The sequence below is a fragment of the Microbacterium sp. CH-015 genome (assembly GCF_049707015.1).
Classification (GTDB): Bacteria; Actinomycetota; Actinomycetes; order Actinomycetales; family Microbacteriaceae; genus Microbacterium; species Microbacterium aurum.
Genome location: NZ_JBNAFJ010000015.1, coordinates 1 through 15656, shown reverse-complemented (window position 1 = coordinate 15656; position 15656 = coordinate 1). Strand labels below are relative to the sequence as shown.

Annotated in this window: 14 protein-coding genes and 3 pseudogenes; 6 read left to right on the top strand and 11 right to left on the bottom strand. The window is 72.3% G+C overall.

From position 1 onward, the window contains the following. Positions 1-79: 79 nt before the first annotated feature. From ACPYN4_RS14670 to ACPYN4_RS14655, 4 genes are all read right to left on the bottom strand, one after another. Entirely contained in the window at positions 80-1369 is a 1290-nt protein-coding gene (locus ACPYN4_RS14670) for a M18 family aminopeptidase (RefSeq protein WP_239282207.1), read from the bottom strand. A gap of 47 nt (positions 1370-1416) precedes the next feature. Next, positions 1417-2514 carry a zinc-binding dehydrogenase gene (locus ACPYN4_RS14665; protein WP_287271731.1) on the bottom strand — a complete coding sequence of 366 codons (1098 nt, stop codon included), beginning with the start codon at positions 2512-2514 and terminating at the stop codon, positions 1417-1419. A 310-nt stretch (positions 2515-2824) separates the two neighbouring features. After that, positions 2825-3022: a multidrug transporter gene (locus ACPYN4_RS14660; protein ID WP_239282204.1), complete on the bottom strand. Its 198-nt coding sequence runs from the start codon at positions 3020-3022 to the stop codon at positions 2825-2827. A gap of 71 nt (positions 3023-3093) precedes the next feature. Beyond that, entirely contained in the window at positions 3094-4533 is a 1440-nt protein-coding gene (locus tag ACPYN4_RS14655) for a dihydrolipoyl dehydrogenase family protein (RefSeq protein ID WP_424446770.1), read from the bottom strand. 95 nt (positions 4534-4628) lie between these two features. Between ACPYN4_RS14655 and ACPYN4_RS14650 the strand changes: the two genes are divergently transcribed. The 4 genes from ACPYN4_RS14650 to ACPYN4_RS14635 are packed head-to-tail and all read left to right on the top strand — an operon-like array spanning position 4629 to position 7808. Continuing rightward, a complete protein-coding gene (locus tag ACPYN4_RS14650) occupies positions 4629-5474 on the top strand; it encodes an ABC transporter ATP-binding protein (RefSeq protein ID WP_287271729.1) in 846 nt (281 codons plus the stop codon). Continuing rightward, a complete protein-coding gene (locus tag ACPYN4_RS14645) occupies positions 5471-6160 on the top strand; it encodes an ABC transporter permease (RefSeq protein WP_287271728.1) in 690 nt (229 codons plus the stop codon). The genes ACPYN4_RS14650 and ACPYN4_RS14645 overlap by 4 nt, the downstream gene beginning before the upstream one ends. Next, positions 6157-6882 carry an ABC transporter permease gene (locus ACPYN4_RS14640; RefSeq protein WP_239282200.1) on the top strand — a complete coding sequence of 242 codons (726 nt, stop codon included), beginning with the start codon at positions 6157-6159 and terminating at the stop codon, positions 6880-6882. The genes ACPYN4_RS14645 and ACPYN4_RS14640 overlap by 4 nt, the downstream gene beginning before the upstream one ends. An 11-nt stretch (positions 6883-6893) precedes the next feature. Next, entirely contained in the window at positions 6894-7808 is a 915-nt protein-coding gene (locus tag ACPYN4_RS14635; protein ID WP_287271727.1) for an ABC transporter substrate-binding protein, read from the top strand. Positions 7809-7886: 78 nt separating this feature from the next. On the opposite strand, the gene ACPYN4_RS14630 is transcribed toward ACPYN4_RS14635, so the two are convergent. From ACPYN4_RS14630 to ACPYN4_RS14610, 5 genes and pseudogenes are all read right to left on the bottom strand, one after another. Beyond that, entirely contained in the window at positions 7887-9209 is a 1323-nt protein-coding gene (locus tag ACPYN4_RS14630) for an LLM class flavin-dependent oxidoreductase (RefSeq protein WP_239282198.1), read from the bottom strand. Continuing rightward, complete coding sequence (locus ACPYN4_RS14625) at positions 9206-10507, bottom strand: O-acetylhomoserine aminocarboxypropyltransferase/cysteine synthase family protein (RefSeq protein WP_287271726.1); 1302 nt, start codon at positions 10505-10507, stop codon at positions 9206-9208. Before ACPYN4_RS14625 ends, ACPYN4_RS14630 begins: the two co-directional genes overlap by 4 nt. 113 nt (positions 10508-10620) lie before the next feature. Continuing rightward, positions 10621-11730 carry a DNA glycosylase AlkZ-like family protein gene (locus ACPYN4_RS14620; protein ID WP_287271725.1) on the bottom strand — a complete coding sequence of 370 codons (1110 nt, stop codon included), beginning with the start codon at positions 11728-11730 and terminating at the stop codon, positions 10621-10623. A gap of 10 nt (positions 11731-11740) precedes the next feature. Beyond that, complete coding sequence (locus ACPYN4_RS14615) at positions 11741-12253, bottom strand: GNAT family N-acetyltransferase (protein WP_287271724.1); 513 nt, start codon at positions 12251-12253, stop codon at positions 11741-11743. 91 nt (positions 12254-12344) lie between these two features. Further along, positions 12345-12788 (bottom strand): annotated as a pseudogene (locus ACPYN4_RS14610) (SDR family NAD(P)-dependent oxidoreductase); the annotation flags it as partial. A 29-nt stretch (positions 12789-12817) separates the two neighbouring features. On the opposite strand from ACPYN4_RS14610, the gene ACPYN4_RS14605 reads away from it, so the two are divergent. Then, positions 12818-13195 (top strand): hypothetical protein, encoded by a 378-nt coding sequence (locus ACPYN4_RS14605; protein ID WP_287271723.1) that lies wholly within the window; start codon positions 12818-12820, stop codon positions 13193-13195. A 222-nt stretch (positions 13196-13417) separates the two neighbouring features. Here the strand turns inward: ACPYN4_RS14605 and ACPYN4_RS14600 are convergent. Beyond that, positions 13418-13684, bottom strand: a pseudogene (locus tag ACPYN4_RS14600) (methyltransferase domain-containing protein); the annotation flags it as partial. A gap of 45 nt (positions 13685-13729) precedes the next feature. Further along, positions 13730-14680 (bottom strand): aldo/keto reductase, encoded by a 951-nt coding sequence (locus ACPYN4_RS14595; protein WP_424446769.1) that lies wholly within the window; start codon positions 14678-14680, stop codon positions 13730-13732. A 152-nt stretch (positions 14681-14832) separates the two neighbouring features. On the opposite strand from ACPYN4_RS14595, the pseudogene ACPYN4_RS14590 reads away from it, so the two are divergent. After that, positions 14833-15594, top strand: a pseudogene (locus ACPYN4_RS14590) (LLM class flavin-dependent oxidoreductase); the annotation flags it as partial. Positions 15595-15656 lie beyond the last annotated feature (62 nt).

Genomic DNA, 15656 nt, shown 5'->3' with positions numbered 1-15656 from the left:
GGGGTGGCGCGCCGAGGCGCGGGGTTGCACGGCGGGAGCGGATGTGTCATCCGCGGGCAGCCTGCGGCCGCTGGTGCGGTCAGGCGGCGAAGAACGCGCCCGCGACGCGGGCCAGCGCCGCGAGGTCGGCGGTGCCGGCGAGTTCGCGGGCCGAGTGCATCGACAGGATCGGGATGCCGACGTCTACCGTCCTGATCCCGAGGCGGGTCGCCGTGATCGGCCCGATCGTCGACCCGCACGGGACGGCGTTGTTCGAGACGAACTCCTGGCTCGTGACGGATGCCGCCGCGCACCAGCCGTGCCAGGCGGCGGCACCGGCGGCATCCGTCGCGTACCGCTGGTTGGCGTTGATCTTCAGGATCGGGCCGCGACCGAGCAGCGGCTGCACGACGGGGTCGTGCTTGTCGGGGTAGTTCGGGTGCACCGCGTGGCCGACGTCGCTGGAGACGCACCAGGATGCCGCGAGCGCCCGCAGCTGCTGCTCGCGGTCGGCGCCGAGGGCGAGCTGGATGCGCTCGATCACCTCGGCGAGGAACGGCCCGGCCGCGCCGGAGCGCGTCGCGGAACCGACCTCCTCGTGGTCGAACACGGCGAGCATCGCGATGTGGGGCGCATCGAGCCCCGCGTCGGCGAGTGCGACGAGGCCCGCGTGCACCGATGCGAGGTCATCCAGGCGCCCGCTCGCGAAGAACACGTCGTCGCGGCCGAACACCGCGCCGCGGGCCGCGTCGGCGGTGACGATGTCGTAGCCGCGGATGCGGGAGGCATCCACCCCTGCCGATGTCGCCAGCTCGGCGAGCAGATCGGCGGAGGCCGCCTCACCCAGACCCCACACCGGCTGCGTCTGAGTCTGCTTGTGCAGGGCGAGGTGGTCGTTGGCCTCGCGGTCGAGGTGGATGGCCAGTTGCGGCAGCCGCAGCAGCGGCCCGGTCGCGGCGAGCGCCTCGGTGCCGTCGTCGAGCACGAGGCGACCGGCGAGGCGCAGTTCGCGATCGAGCCAGGAGTTCAGCAGGGGTCCGCCGTAGATCTCCACCCCGGCCTGCAGCCAGCCCAGCCGCCCCGTCGTGGGCTTCGGCTTGAGCTTGAAGGCGGGCGAGTCGCTGTGGGCGCCGAAGATGTGGAACGGCGTCGAGGCATCAGCACCGCTCGGGACGACCCACGCGAGTACGGCGCCGTCGCGCACGACGAACTGCTTCGCGCCCGGGGCCACCTGCCACGCGGCGAGCTCGTCGAGCGCGGTGAACCCGACATCCGTCAACCGCCGGGCCACCTCGGCGGCGGCATGGAAGCTCGAGGGCGATGCAGCGACGAAGTCGGCGAGATCGTCGGCGTGAGTGAGAGCGGCGGGGGTGATCGTCGTGTCGGGCACGCGTCCAGCGTAGTTCGGGCGCCCGTGGCGCGCCGCGCCGCGGGGGATCAGCGGCGCGGGTCGAGGCCGACCCGCAGCGCCTCGCCGCCCGCGGCGGCGGCGAGCGCCTCGTCGGCGTCGGCGAGCGCGAACACGGGCTCGACGAGGTCCTCGAACGGATGCCGGCCCCACACGTCGCGCAGAAAGGACACCGTGTCGCGGAGATCCTCGCCGGTGTAGTTGTGGACGCCGGCGACGGTGACGAGACCCCGGACGATGCGCTCCGGGTCGACGGCAACCGTTCCACCGGGGAAGACGCTCCCGACGAGCACCACGGCTCCGCCGATGCCGACGGCCGCGAGCGCCGCGGCCACGGCCGCCGGCGACCCCGACGCTTCGATCGCGATGTCAACCTCGTCACGGCCGAGGGTGGCGAGGGCGCCGGCCAGCGCATCGCACTCCCGGGGGTCGATCGCGGCGCTCGCCCCGAACCGGCGGCTCAGCTTGCGTCGGCGCTTGTCGGAATCGGCGACGATCACCGTCGCGCCGCGGTCGGCGGCGAGCGCCGCGGCCGACAGGCCGACCATCCCCGCGCCCGACACGAGCACCACAGCGCCCGCAACCGGGACCTCGCGCTCGGCGCGGCGGAGGGCCGCCATGGCGGTGGCCGTCGCGCACGCGGCGGGTGCGGCGACGCGCGCCGGCATCCGCTCCCCCACGGTGACGATCGGGGTGCCGGCACGCACGTGGACGTGGCTGGCGAATCCGCCGCACAGCTCCCACCGGCTGCCGACGCGCTCGTGGCCGTATTTGCGCAGGTCACGGCACTTCTGCGGGATGCCGCGGCGACAGCGATCGCACGCGCCACAGCTCGCGCAGACCGACCAGACCACCCGGTCGCCCAGCTGCAGTCGGACGCCCGCGACGTCGTGAGCGCCGGCAGAGCCGATCGCGACGATCCGTCCGACGTACTCGTGCCCGAGGATCAGCGGCGTCGGCGCGGGCCGGTGCCCGAGCGCGGTGTGCACGTCGGACCCGCACACCGTCGCGAGCTCGACCGCGACGATGACGTCGCCCGCCCCGAGCACGACACCGGGCACCGCGATCGTCTCCAGCGGCTGCCCGACGGCGGTCCACACCTTCGCGACGGCCGCGGGGCGCAGCACCTCGTCACGGGCGCCGAGCGAGGCGGGAGGCGCCGACGGACCGGGTCCGCCGGGACGACCCGAGCGATCGACGCGGTCGGTGCGCCACGGGGCGCTCGGCCGTGCCGTGGCGCCGCTCGGACCAGGCGAGCCGCTCAGCCTCGTGACTGCGACGGCTCCGGAACCCTAGGCGCTATCGCTCTCGACGCTACCACCGGCGCGCGGCGCGTTCAGGGTGGATTGCCCTGGGCGTGGATTCAGGTGGCGCGTCCCGCGGAAATACTCGCGTCATTCCCGCGGTTTGCGCCACCTGAACGAAGAGGGCCGCGTCCTAGGACTCTTCGGCGCCGGGGCCGGGACCCGGGCGGACCGCCGCGGTGTCGGCGATGTCGATGCGCGTCACGCCGTCGTGCTCGCTGACCTCGATCCGCGGCGCCGCGTCGGCCTCGGTCGAGTGCTCCGCGCGCAGCAGCTGGTCACGGCGCTTTTCGTCGGGGGTCATGTCGGGGATCGCGTCAGCATCGGTCATGGCCCGATCCTCGCGCGACGGCGTCGCGCGGCGGAAGGGCTTGACACCGGAAGGATGCCGCGGTCCGCGCGTCAAGCGAAGGCGGACTCGCGGCCGTAGGCCTCGAGCCAGCGCAGCCACACCTCGCTGAGCGTGGGGTAGGCCGGAACCGCGTGCCACAGCCGGTGCAGCGGCACCTCGCCGACGACCGCGATCGTCGCCGCGTGGAGCATCTCCGCGGCATCCTCCCCCACGAACGTCGCCCCGACGAGCACACCGCGGTCCTCGTCGACGACGGCGCGCGCCTGGCCGCGGTAGTGCGCGGCTCGGGTGCTGGCGCCGGCGATCTGCGCGAGGTCGACATCGAGCGCGCGGGCGCGGATGCCGCGTTCCTCCGCCTGCGCCGCCGTGATCCCCACCGCGGCGACCTCCGGCGCGGTGAACACGACCTGCGGAACAGCGTCGTGGTCGGCGGTCGCGACGTGCGCGCCCCACGGCCGGTCGTCGATCTCGGAGCCGTGCGCGCGCGCCGCGATCACGTCGCCCGCCGCCCGCGCCTGGTACTTGCCCTGGTGCGTCAGCAGCGCCCGGTGCGTGACGTCGCCGACGCCGTAGAGCCACGCGGTGCCGCGCACGCGCAGCGTGTCGTCGACGTCGAGCCATGCACCCGGCTCGAGGCCCACGACCTCGAGTCCCAGGTCTCCGGTGCGCGGCACACGTCCCGTCGCGACCAGGATCTCGGATGCCGTGACGCTCGCCTCGCCGTCGAGGTCGACCCGCACGCGTCCATCGTCCTCGCGCGCGACCGCCGTGACCTGCGCATCGGCGCGCACATCGACGCCCGCCTCGCGGAGCGCCGCCGTCACCCGCTCCCCGGCGAACGGCTCCACCCCGCGCAGCAGCGCGGAGCGGGCGAGCACCGTCACGGCGACGCCGAACGAGGCGTACGCCGTGGCCATCTCGCACGCGACGACGCCGCCGCCGAGGATCACGAGCGACTCCGGCAGCTGCTGCACGGCCGTCGCCTCCCGCGACGTCCACGGCCGCGCGTCGGCGAGGCCGGGGATGTCCGGCAGCAGCGCCGCCGAGCCGGTGCAGACCGCGACCGCGTACCGGGCGCGGAGGCGTGCGGCATCCGCACCGTCGCGCGCGACCGTCACCTCGCGCTCGCCGGTCAACCGCCCGTGTCCGCGGACGAGCTCGATTCCGGCATCCTGCAGCCACTGCACCTGCCCGGCGTCATTCCACTCGTGCACGATCTCGTCGCGGCGGCGCAACACGGCCGCCACGTCGACGCGGCGCGCGCCGGATGCCGCCGGCAGTGCTCCCGGCGCGTCGACGGCCGCGGCGAGCGCCGCCCCGGCGCGCAGCAGCGTCTTGGACGGCATGCACGCCCAGTACGAGCACTCACCGCCGACGAGCTCGCTCTCCACGATCGCCACCGACAGCCCGCCCTGCACCGCCCGGTCGGCGACGTTCTCACCGACGGGGCCGGCTCCGATGACGATGAGGTCGTACTCTGCAGCATCCATGCGCCCAGCCTTACCCGACTATGACGGCGTGTGCCAACCCCCCTGGGCGATGTCGGGGGTGTGTGGTTGGGTGGAGAATCCGACCCGGAGGACGTATGGCGATCGAGTTCCGCTCCGTCACGAAGCGCTTCGCTGACGGCACCGTCGCGGTGGACGATTTCAGCCTCGTCCTGCCCGCCCACAAGACCACGGTGTTCGTGGGATCCTCAGGCTGCGGCAAGACGACGCTGCTGCGCATGATCAACCGGCTCATCGAGCCGACCTCCGGCGACATCACGATCGACGGCGAGTCGATCACGGGTCGCGACCCGGTGAAGCTGCGCCGCGGCATCGGCTATGTGCTGCAGAATGCCGGGCTGCTCCCGCACTTCAGCGTCATCGACAACGTCGCCACCGTCCCGGTGCTGAACGGGGTGCCCAAGAAGCAGGCCCGCCAGCGCGCCCTCGAGCTGCTCGACATCGTCGGGCTGGACCGCGCGCTCGCCGACCGGTACCCGCGGCAGCTCTCCGGAGGCCAGCAGCAGCGCGTCGGCGTCGCCCGCGGACTCGCCGCCGACCCCAACATCCTGTTGATGGACGAGCCGTTCGGTGCCGTCGACCCCATCGTCCGCAAAGAGCTGCAGGCCGAGACGCTGCGCCTGCAGCGCGAGCTCGACAAGACCGTCGTGTTCGTGACACACGACATCGACGAGGCGTTCCTGCTCGGCGACCAGGTCGTGATCCTCGAGAAGGGCGCGCACATCGCGCAGGTCGGTTCGCCGAACGAGATCCTCGAGAACCCGGCGAGCCCATTCGTCGCGGAGTTCATCGGCGCCGAGCGCGGCGCCCGAGCCCTCTCACTCAAGCGCACCGGCCACGGCACCGTCGTGGTGGATGCGACGGGTCGCGCACAGGGTGTGCTGACGGATGCCGGGGAATCCGCCGCGGAGGGCAGCGCGTGAGCTGGATCTGGGACAACCTCGACCTGATCTGGCGACTGAGCCTTCCGCATGTGCGGCAGAGCATCATCCCGATCGTCGTCGGGTTCGTCATCGCGCTGCCTCTGGGGTGGCTCGCGTTCCGCTACACGCGTTGGCGCGGCGCGATCCTGACGACCGTAGGCCTGTTGTACACGATCCCCTCGTTCGGCTTGTTCGCCGTCGTCGCGGCCGCGTTCGGGCTCAGCCTACGGTCTGAGACGACGCTCATCGTCGCACTCACGATCTACGCCGTCGCGATCATGACGCGCTCGACGACCGACGGGCTCGCGTCGGTCGACCCCGTGACGCGCGAAGCAGCGATCGCGGTCGGTTACGGCGCGTGGCGACGGTTCTGGACGGTCGACCTGCCGCTGGCGGGGCCCGTCCTGCTCGCGGGCCTGCGCGTGACGGCGACCTCGACGATCTCGCTCGTGACGGTCGGCGCGCTGATCGGCGTGCAGAACCTCGGTTACCTGTTCACCGACGGCTCGCAACGCCGCATCATCCCCGAGGTGCTCTCGGGCGTCATCGCGGTCGTCGTGATCGCCCTCGTCGTCGATGTCGTACTGATCGTCCTCGGACGCCTGCTCATGCCGTGGGCACCGCGGCGCGAGAGCCGCCGCGAGCGGCGGGCCATGCAGCGAGTTGCCGTGGAGGTGGTCGCATGAACCTCTTCCTCGACGCCTTCGCCTGGATCTTCTCCCCCGACCGGCTGACGGGGTCGCTGACCTTGCCGACCGCGATCTGGCAGCACCTCGCGTTCACGTTCGGGTCGATCGCGATCGCCGCGGTCATCGCGATCCCGGCGGGCTGGGCGATCGGTCACACCGGCCGCGGTCGCGAGTTCGCCGTCGCGCTCTCGGGTGCCGCCCGGGCGATCCCGACGCTCGGCCTCGTCGTGCTCCTCTACCTCCTGATCGGCGTCGTCTACAAGACGGAGGCGGCCGTCGTCGCGTTCGTCGTGCTCGCGATCCCGTCGATCCTCGCGGGCGCCTACGCCGGATTCGAGGCGATCGACCGCAGCGTCATCAGCGCCGGCCGCGCCGTCGGCATGACCGAGTGGCAGGTCCTCTGGCGCATCGAGGTGCCGCTCGGGCTGACGCTGCTCATCGGGGGCCTGCGCTCGGCGACCCTCCAGGTCGTCGCGACCGTCACGATCGCCGCGTACATCGGCCTCGGCGGCGTCGGCTTCTTCATCCTGCAGGGCATCCCGCTGCGCCGATTCGATCAGGTGCTCGGCGCCTCGATCGTCGTCGTGGTGCTCGCCCTCGTCCTCGACGGACTGTTCGCGCTCCTGCAGCGGTTCGTCGTCCCCCGAGGCGTCACCGCACGCGCGCGTCCCGCGCGCAAGACCCGCACCCGTCCCGCACCCGCCATCACTGCACCCTGAAAGGCATCACCATGACACGCATCCGCTCCCGCCTGACGCTCGCCGCCGGGCTCGCAGCCGTCGCCGCACTCACCCTCAGCGCCTGCGCGTCGGGCGACCCGCTCGACAGCGGTTCGGGCTCGACCGACACCGCGGCATCCGGCACGATCGTCGTCGGCAGCCAGGATTACTACTCGAACGAGATCATCGCCGAGATCTACGCGCAGGCTCTCGAGGGCGCCGGCTTCACGGTCGACCGCCAGTTCCGCATCGGCCAGCGCGACGCGTACATCCCGTCGCTCGAGGACGGCTCGATCCAGCTGTTCCCCGAGTACACCGGCAACCTGCTGCAGTTCTTCGATGAGGGCACGACCGCGAGGACCTCCGACGACGTGTACGCCGCGCTGAAGGATGCCCTGCCCGACGGCCTGACCGTGCTCGACCAGTCCACCGCGACCGACCAGGACTCGTACAACGTGACCGCCGACTTCGCCGCCGAGCACAACCTGACAAGCATCGGCGACCTCGCCGGCATCACGCCGCTCGTCCTCGGCGGTGCGCCTGAGCTCGAAGAGCGCCCCTACGGTCCGACGGGACTGAAGGAGAAGTACGGCGTCGACGTCACCTTCTCGGGGACGGCGGACACGACGGTCGACGAACTCGTCGCCGGCAACATCCAGGTCGCGAACGTCTACAGCGCCGACCCGCGCATCCAGACGCAAGACCTCGTGACGCTGGCAGACCCCGAGGGCCTCTTCTTGGCGTCGAACGTGGTCCCCGTCGTCAGCACGTCGGTCGCCGATGAGATCGCCGACGTGATCAACGCCGTGAGCGCCAAGCTCACGCCGCAGGGCCTCGTCGCGCTTAACGTCGAGTCGACCCAAGACGAGAAGTCGGCCGCAGACATCGCGGCCGGCTGGTTGGCAGACAACGGCCTCGCGGGCTGACACCCGTTCGAAAGCCCCGGCATCCCGCGTAGGCGGATGTCGGGGCTTTCGCGTGGGGGTGGGACCGGTGAAAGCGCCTCAGAACGCCTGGAGGTCGGCGCGCAGGCCCTGTCCGGTGTAGTCGCGACGCAGGATGCCGCGGCGACGAAGCACGGGCACGAGCTCGTCCAGGGTGCGGTGGATCGTCACGGGATGCAGGTCTCCCCACAGCAGCACTCCGTCGTTGCCCCACTCGCCGAGCTCCTCGATGAGGTCGGCGAACTCCTCGGCGGTGCCGACGAACCCGGAGCGGTCGGACATGCGCCCGAGCCGCGCGAGGGCGCTCAGGTGCTCCCGCAGCGGCGTCGTGGCCACGTCGCGGTCGCCGGTGAGCCGGCGGATGGACCCGTGCGAGACGTGGTCGCCGAAGATCCGGGCATCCAGAGGAGCGTCGAGGTCGAGCGCCGTCAGGTCGGTCTCGAGGTCGCTGGACTGCCGCTGCGCGATGAGGCGCAGCGTCGCGTCCGAGGGGGCGAGGGATGCCGCGACCACCCGATCGGCTTCCTCGGGCGACGCGACGATCACGGGCTGGATCGCGAACAGGATCTTGATGTCGTCGGGCCGGCGGCCGCGCTCGACCGCGGCGGCGTGGATCTTCGCGCGGTACTCGCGCACGCTCTTCTCGTGCAGCGGCGCCAGCGCGAGCTGGATGTCGGAGTTCGCCCCGGCGAACCCGAGGCCCCGGCCCGACCCTCCCGGCGACGCGATGACGGGCTCACCGGCGGTGAACGGCACGGCGTTCAGCGGTCCGTCGAACGCGAAGTACTCGCCGCGGTGGGCGGTCGCGTGCAGGCGCGAGCCGTCCGCGTACACGCCGGAGGCGGCATCCCGCACGAGCGCGCCCTCGTCCCACGACCGCCACAGGGCACGGATGCCGGCGAGCCACTCCTCGGCCCGGTCGTAGGCGGCGTCATGGCCCAGCTGCGGGGCGTCGCCGAAGTGGCGGGCGCTCGCGGTGTCGGTGACGACGTTGAGCCCCAGCCGGTGCCCGCTCAGGTGCTGCAGCGTCGCGAACTGGCGCGCCGCCGTGTACGGCAGGTACGCCGCGGGATTGACGGTCGGGATGACGCCCAGCGCGCGAGTCGCCTGGAAGAGGTAGGGCGCGAGCAGCAGGGGGTCGTGCTTGGGGCCGCCGAACGCGTGCCGCACCCGCAGGTCGATCGTCTGCGGCGAACCGAGCGAGGGCGCGTCCTCGATCAGGACGAAATCGAAGCCGGCCTGCTCGAGTTCGCGGGCGGACTGCTGGTACAGGTCCGGACGCGTCCAGTCCCAATCCCAGTCGAGGTACGGATGCCCCCACCCGTGCGGCCCGAACCCGCGCGCGAGGAACCAGCCGAAGTGCTGCAGCCGGGCACCACTCATGCCACGACCGCGACGGACACGTCGCTGGCCGCGGCCAGCGCGCGCGCGAGGTCGTCGATGAGGTCCGCGGCATCCTCGATCCCGATCGAGACCCGCAGGGTGCCGGGGTGCACGCCGACGGCCGCGCGCTCGGCGTCGCTGAGGAAGGCGTGGGAGGTGGATGCCGGGTGCAGCACGAGGGAGCGCACATCGCCGAGGTGGGTCATGTGGGTGAAGACCTCGAGCGCCTCGACGAACCGGCGCGCGGTGTCAGCGTCGCCCCGCAGGGTCAGGGTGAACACCGATCCGAAGCCGTCCGGCAGGTCGCGCACGGCGATGTCGTGGTCGGGGTGCGATGGCAGTCCCACGTAGTCGACGCTCTCGACCTCGGGGCGGTCCTGCAGCCACCCGGCGACGGCGAGGGCGTTGGCGCTCTGGCGTGCGACGCGCAGGCTCAGCGTCTCGATGCCCTGGCCGATGAGGAAGGCGTTCAGCGGCGACGGGGTGGGGCCGAAGCGCGCCGCGACGGCCTCCCGCGCGTACGCGATGCGCGCATCGCCGCCGGCGCGCTCGAGCAGACTGGGCGCGCCGCCTCGGCCGGGCGCAGCCAGATGCGGGAACAGCTCCGCAGCCCGGGCGGGATCGAGGCGGCCGCTGTCGACGACCGCCCCGCCGAGCACACTGCCGTGACCGGCGAGGAATTTGCTCGTCGAGTGGATGACCACGTCCGCACCCAGCTCCAGCGGGCGGATGAGGTACGGCGTCGCGAAGGTGTTGTCGATGACGAGAGGGATGCCGTGGCGTCGCGCGACGTCGGCGAGCGCGGTCGTGTCGATGAGGCGGTTGGCGGCGTTGGAGATGGATTCTGCGAACAGCACCCGGGTCTCGGGCCGGATGGCCGCCTCCCACGCGCCGAGGTCGCGGATGTCGTCGACGAACGTCGTCGAGATGCCGAGCCGTGACAGGTTGTCGCGCAGCAGGCCGCGGGTTCCCTCGTAGATGTGCGCCGACGACACGACGTGCTGCCCCGACTCGAGCAGAGCGAGCAGCGCGACGGACGTCGCCGCCTGGCCGGTCGCCAGCAGCAGCGCCTGCGAGCCGCCCTCCAGGGCGGCCAGAGTGTGCTCGACGGTTTCGATCGTGGGGTTGCCGATGCGCGTGTACGCGTAGCCCTCACCCTGGCCGAAGTGGGCGGCGGCCTGCTCGTACTCGTCGAACTCGAATCCGGCGGTCAGGTAGATCGGCGTCGCCCGGGGCGTCGCCGCCGCCTGCGGCGCGCGCTCGTGCAGCTGACGCGTCGTGAATCCTCGCCTGCCCATGGCACCCTCCTGTCGGTGTCGCGGCGGCATCCTCACGCCCGACTCGACCATCGTCGCCGGTGGGTCACCGGTCCGACGAATCCCGTGTCGCCGTATGACACGCGGGCAGGCGCTCAGCGCGTCGCGGCGAAGACGAGCGGCACGCCGAGCCACTCGGCGAGGTCCTGCACCTCGGCATCCACCATCTCGCGCTCCTCCGCCTCGAGGTCGGCGATCTCGTGGACGGCGGCGACGACGAGGTTCTCCTTCTTCTTGTCGAGCTCGGCGTCGAGCAGCCCCGCGAACCGGTCGCCGACGAGGATCGGGTGTGCGAAGTACCCGTACACGCGCTGCGCTTTCGGTTTGAACTGCTCGAGGACGTACTCGAAGCCGAACAGCTCGGCCAGCCGCGGGCGGTCGAACAGCATCCCGTCGTAGGGGTTCAGGATCGCGACGCGCCCGCCGGGATCGTCGTCGAGGCTCTCGAGCGCTGCGGGATCGACCCGCCACTTCCACGTCGATCCTTCGACGGATGCCGCGACGCCCGCCGTTCCGACGGGGGTCCACGGCGACTTCTGCCGGGCGATGCCGGCCGCCTGCAGCCGCCGTTCGTCCAGCACCCGCCCCGCCTCGTCGGCGTCGAGCACCGGAACGTCCGCGAAGACGCGCTCGCCGATCTCCCACACTCGCTGACGACCCTCGCGCCCGACGATGCCCACCTCGCCGAGGTACGACAGCAGCTCGAGCATGCGCGGCACCTGGTTCGAGCCGTACCAGCCGGCCTCGTTGCGGTGCGCCACCTGGCTCGTGTCGGGGATCTGCGCCGCGATCAGGGGGCCGTCGGCGCGCAGGCGCGCGAGCACGTCGGCGCGGAAGCGGGCGTTGGCGGCCATCCACTCCGACGCCTGCGCGCGGAAGACGCGGGCGCGCATGCGCGCCAGATGCGCGGGCAGCAGCGACACCGGCCGGACGTGGCCGTCGTACTCGAAGAGCAGCCGGTCCTGCTCGACGGCCTTGCGGAGCTGACCGGCCTCGTACGACCAGCCGATCCGGCTCCACGCGATGGTCTGCTCCGCCGGCGCGATCGTCGCCGTCGGGTCGATCTTGATCGCGCCGATCTGCTCGGCGACCTCGACGACATCTCCCGGGCGCTGCGCGTCGAGCAGCTGCGCCCGCACGGCGATCCGCCGGGCCTCGTCGCGGCTGAGCTCGACGACGGGTTCTGTGGCGGCGGCGCGGCTCATGGCCGCCAGGCTACGCCGTGGCCGTGGCGGCGGCGAGCGCGGCGAGGGCGTCGCCGCTGAGGCGCTGCGTGGTCCATTCGTCCATCGGCTCCGCGCCCAGCGATCGGTAGAACGCGATCGAGGGGGCGTTCCAGTCGAGCACCGTCCACTCGAAGCGCGCGTAGCCGCGTTCGACGCAGACGGCCGCGAGCGCGCGCATGAGCGCCGTACCGTGGCCGGCGCCGCGCTCGGCCTCGTCGACGTAGAGGTCTTCGAGCCAGATGCCGTGGCGGCCGGTCCACGTCGAGTACGTGAGGAACCAGATCGCGATCCCCACGATCCGCCCCTCCCGCTCGACGACGTGGGCGAAGGCCCGCGGCTCGGTGCCGAACAGGGTCGCGGCGAGCATCTCGGAGGTGTTCGCGACGGCATCCGGCTCACGCTCGTACACGGCGAGCGCGTGGATCAAGGCGAGGATGCCGTCCTCATCGCCCGGGCGCGCCTCGCGCAGCACCGCGCCCCCGGCGAGCTGCAGCGCGGTCACGATGCCACCCGCCGCGACAGGGGGACGACGGATTGGGAGGAGGAGAGCACGGGCACCGGCCCAGCCTATGCGGCGGGCCGGTGCCGGCGGGTTACTGCACCGACCAGCCGCCGTCGCTCGGGAGCACGACGCCGTTGAGGTTCACGCCGTCGTCCGAGAGCAGGAAGGTGATGGATGCCGCGAGCTGCTCCGCCGTGGCCTGGGTCGGGATCGAGGCCTGGAACGGCTGCAGCCGGGCCTGCCCGGCCTCGGACACGTGCGGCGGGAACGGGATGCCGGTGGCGACGCCGCCGGGGGCGACGGCGTTGACGCGGATGCCGTGGGGACCGTACATGAACGCCGCCGAGCGGGTGAGACCGATGACGGCGTGCTTGCTCGTCGTGTACGCGTTGCCCGAGGCCGAACCGCGCAGGCCCGCCTCGGACGCGATGTTGACGACGGAGCCGGCGCCCGCGGCCATCATCGCTGGCAGGACGGCGCGCGTCAGCTTGAACGCCCCCGTGACGTTGACGCCCATGACCCGGTCCCACATGGCAGGACGCCTGCCGGGCCTATGCCCGCAGCATGTGGCGAAGCCTCGTGGACGTCGGGCCGTGGCTGCCGTACTTCCGGTTCACGAGCCCCCGCGACCTCGCCATCGTCGGACCCGCCGACGTGATCGCCGAGCGCATGCTCGCGGCAGGATTCGCGCCGGTCACGGTGAGCCGGGCGATGCACCTGCTCGTGACGATCTGCCGCGGCTTCGCGCAGGATGCCGTGATCGGCTCCCGCGAGGGCGGCCACCCGCAGGTGGAGGATCTGCGGCAGGCGCTGATGAGCGAGCGCGAGGGCTACGCCGCGCTGCGGATGCTGATCGACGCGCGGGTGGACAACTACGGCGAGGAGCAGTTCGCGTTCGACATCGACGCGTTCCTCGCCGCGATGGAGCGCCTGCGGCCCTGACCCCGGTGCGTCTGCTGCCCTGAGCCTGTCGCCGAGTGCGCCCCTTGCGCGCGAGCGGGCCCGTTACACGCGCGCCAGAACGGGCGCGCTGGGCGGGAATGGGCGCACTCGGCGCTGGGCGGGGGCGCGGGGGCGCGGACGCGGCGCCGCGGCGGGGGCGGGTCAGCGGCGCGCGAGGATGTCGGCGTGGGGCATGAGCAGCCAGCCGTCGGGGTCGTCGGCGAAGTCCGCGTTGTCGATGCCGGCGGCGATACGCGCGGCATCCGCCTGCTCGACGACGTCGGATGCCGCATCGATCCCCCGCACGCGGCCAGGCGCGACCCGGCGCGCGAGGTCGAGCGCGATCGTGCCGGGGCCGGCGCCCACGTCGAGCACCGACATGCCGGGCCGCAGCTCGGGCAGGAGGTAGGCGGCCGAGTTCTCGGCCGTCCGCCAGCGGTGGGCGCGCAGCACGCTCTCGTGGTGCCCGTGGGTGTACTCGTCGGCCATGGCTCCATCATGGCCTCACCCCGCCGCCGACGCCGGGCCGGGGCATCACATGTCGGTGGGCGTCCACTCCGAGACGGCGTCGAACTCGGCGACCTCGTCGGCGGTGAGGTCGACGCGGCCGCCGTCGAGGAGGTCCGGAACCTGGGAGAGCTTCGACGCCGAGGCGATGGGGGCGATGACGGTGGGCTTGGCGCGTAGCCACGCGAGCGCCGTCGCGGCGATCGACACGTCGTGGGCTGCGCCGATGCGCTCGAGCACCTCGAGGATCTGCAGCCCCTGCGGCGTCGCGTACTGCGCGGCGGCCGCCGCGCGCGGCGAAGCCTCCCCCTCCGCCTCGGTGGAGCGGTACTTGCCGGTCAAGAAGCCCTTCGCGAGCGAGAAATACGGCACGAGGCCGAGACCCAGCTCTTCCGCGACCGGGACGATGTCGTCCTCGATCTCACGGTGGACGAGGTTGTAGTGCGGCTGGATCGCGACGGGGGCTGCGACGCCGAGGTCACGCGCGATGCGCACCCACTCGCGGATGCGGTCGGCGGAGTAGTTCGACACGGCCGTGTATCGCACGAGCCCGTCCGAGACGAGCTGGCCGAAGGCGGTGACGGTCTCCTCCAGCGGGGTCTCGGCATCGTCGAAGTGCGCGTAGTACAGGTCGATCGACTCGACACCGAGCCGCTCGAGCGAGGCTTCGGCCGCGGCGCGGACGTTCGCGGCCGCGAGGCCCGTGAACTGCGGATGCTGGCTGACCTTCGTCGCCACGGTGACGCCGTCGGGCTTGCGGTCGGCGAGCCAGGCGCCGATGATCCGCTCACTCTCGCCGCCGGAGTTCCCCGCCACCCAGGCACTGTACGAGTCGGCGGTGTCGATGAAGTTCCCGCCGCCGGCGTGGAACGCGTCGAGGATGCGGAAGGACTCGTCACGGTCGGCGGTCCAGCCGAACACGTTGCCGCCGAGGGCGAGGGGGAAGACGTCGAGGTCGGTGTGCGCGATGCGGGTCATGCTCCGATCCAAGCACGCGCCCGCGCCGGGTATTCCGGACGTGACGCCGCGCGTCGGCGCGTGGGCGGACGCCGAGGCGCACGCATGCGAGGCCGGATGCCGCGGCATCCATTCACCGGAATGAAACGCGGCGGCGTACGGTTGGCACCGACATGCAACGCTTCGGAACCCTCTCCTTCGGCCACTACGGCCCTCTCGGCGGCGGCCGGCAGCTCACGGCCGGCGACATGCTGCACCAGGCCATCGATCTCGCCCAGGGCATGGACGAGCTCGGCGCGAACGGCATCTACTTCCGCGTGCACCACTTCGCGCGGCAGCAGGCGTCGCCCATGCCGCTCCTCGCGGCGATCGCCGCCAAGACCGAGCGCATCGAGATGGGCACCGGCGTCGTCGACATGCGGTACGAGAATCCGCTCTACCTCGCCGAGGAGGCGGCCGCCGTCGACCTCATCTCCGACGGGCGGCTCGCGCTCGGCGTGAGCCGCGGCTCACCCGAGACCGTCGTCCGCGGCTACGAGAAGTTCGGCTACACCGCCGAGGACCCGCGCGGCGCAGACCTCGCCCGCGAGCACTTCGACCTGTTCTGGCGCGCGATCGGCGGCGAGGGCATCGCCGAGCGAGACGCGAACTCGCCCTTCGGAGGCGGGAGCGGGCTGCAGCGCATCGAGCCGCACTCCCCCGGCCTGCGTGACCGCATCTGGTGGGGCGCAGGAAGCCGCGAGACCGCGGAGTGGGCGGGGCGGATGGGGCTCAACCTGATGTCGTCGACTCTCGTCACCGAGGCCGACGGCCGTCCGTTCGACATCCTGCAGGCCGAACAGATCGATCGCTTCCGCGCGGCGTGGCAGGAGGCCGGACACCCCGGCACACCGCGCGTGTCGGTAAGCCGCTCGGTGTTCCCCCTGAGTCGTGCCATTTTAGTGCCCCACGCGCGGTCGTAGTGCGGTGAGGATTTCGGCGGCTTCGCCTTCGGCGG

What these genes read in the sequence shown, in the direction of transcription:
- ACPYN4_RS14660 (WP_239282204.1), bottom strand. Translation starts at nt 3,022, where the DNA reads ATGACCGATGCTGACGCGATCCCCGACATGACCCCCGACGAAAAGCGC.
- ACPYN4_RS14640 (WP_239282200.1), top strand. Translation starts at nt 6,157, where the DNA reads ATGAACCTCTTCCTCGACGCCTTCGCCTGGATCTTCTCCCCCGACCGG.
- ACPYN4_RS14655 (WP_424446770.1), bottom strand. Translation starts at nt 4,533, where the DNA reads ATGGATGCTGCAGAGTACGACCTCATCGTCATCGGAGCCGGCCCCGTC.
- ACPYN4_RS14635 (WP_287271727.1), top strand. Translation starts at nt 6,894, where the DNA reads ATGACACGCATCCGCTCCCGCCTGACGCTCGCCGCCGGGCTCGCAGCC.
- ACPYN4_RS14595 (WP_424446769.1), bottom strand. Translation starts at nt 14,680, where the DNA reads ATGACCCGCATCGCGCACACCGACCTCGACGTCTTCCCCCTCGCCCTC.
- ACPYN4_RS14620 (WP_287271725.1), bottom strand. Translation starts at nt 11,730, where the DNA reads ATGAGCCGCGCCGCCGCCACAGAACCCGTCGTCGAGCTCAGCCGCGAC.
- ACPYN4_RS14650 (WP_287271729.1), top strand. Translation starts at nt 4,629, where the DNA reads ATGGCGATCGAGTTCCGCTCCGTCACGAAGCGCTTCGCTGACGGCACC.
- ACPYN4_RS14625 (WP_287271726.1), bottom strand. Translation starts at nt 10,507, where the DNA reads ATGGGCAGGCGAGGATTCACGACGCGTCAGCTGCACGAGCGCGCGCCG.
- ACPYN4_RS14605 (WP_287271723.1), top strand. Translation starts at nt 12,818, where the DNA reads ATGTGGCGAAGCCTCGTGGACGTCGGGCCGTGGCTGCCGTACTTCCGG.
- ACPYN4_RS14630 (WP_239282198.1), bottom strand. Translation starts at nt 9,209, where the DNA reads ATGAGTGGTGCCCGGCTGCAGCACTTCGGCTGGTTCCTCGCGCGCGGG.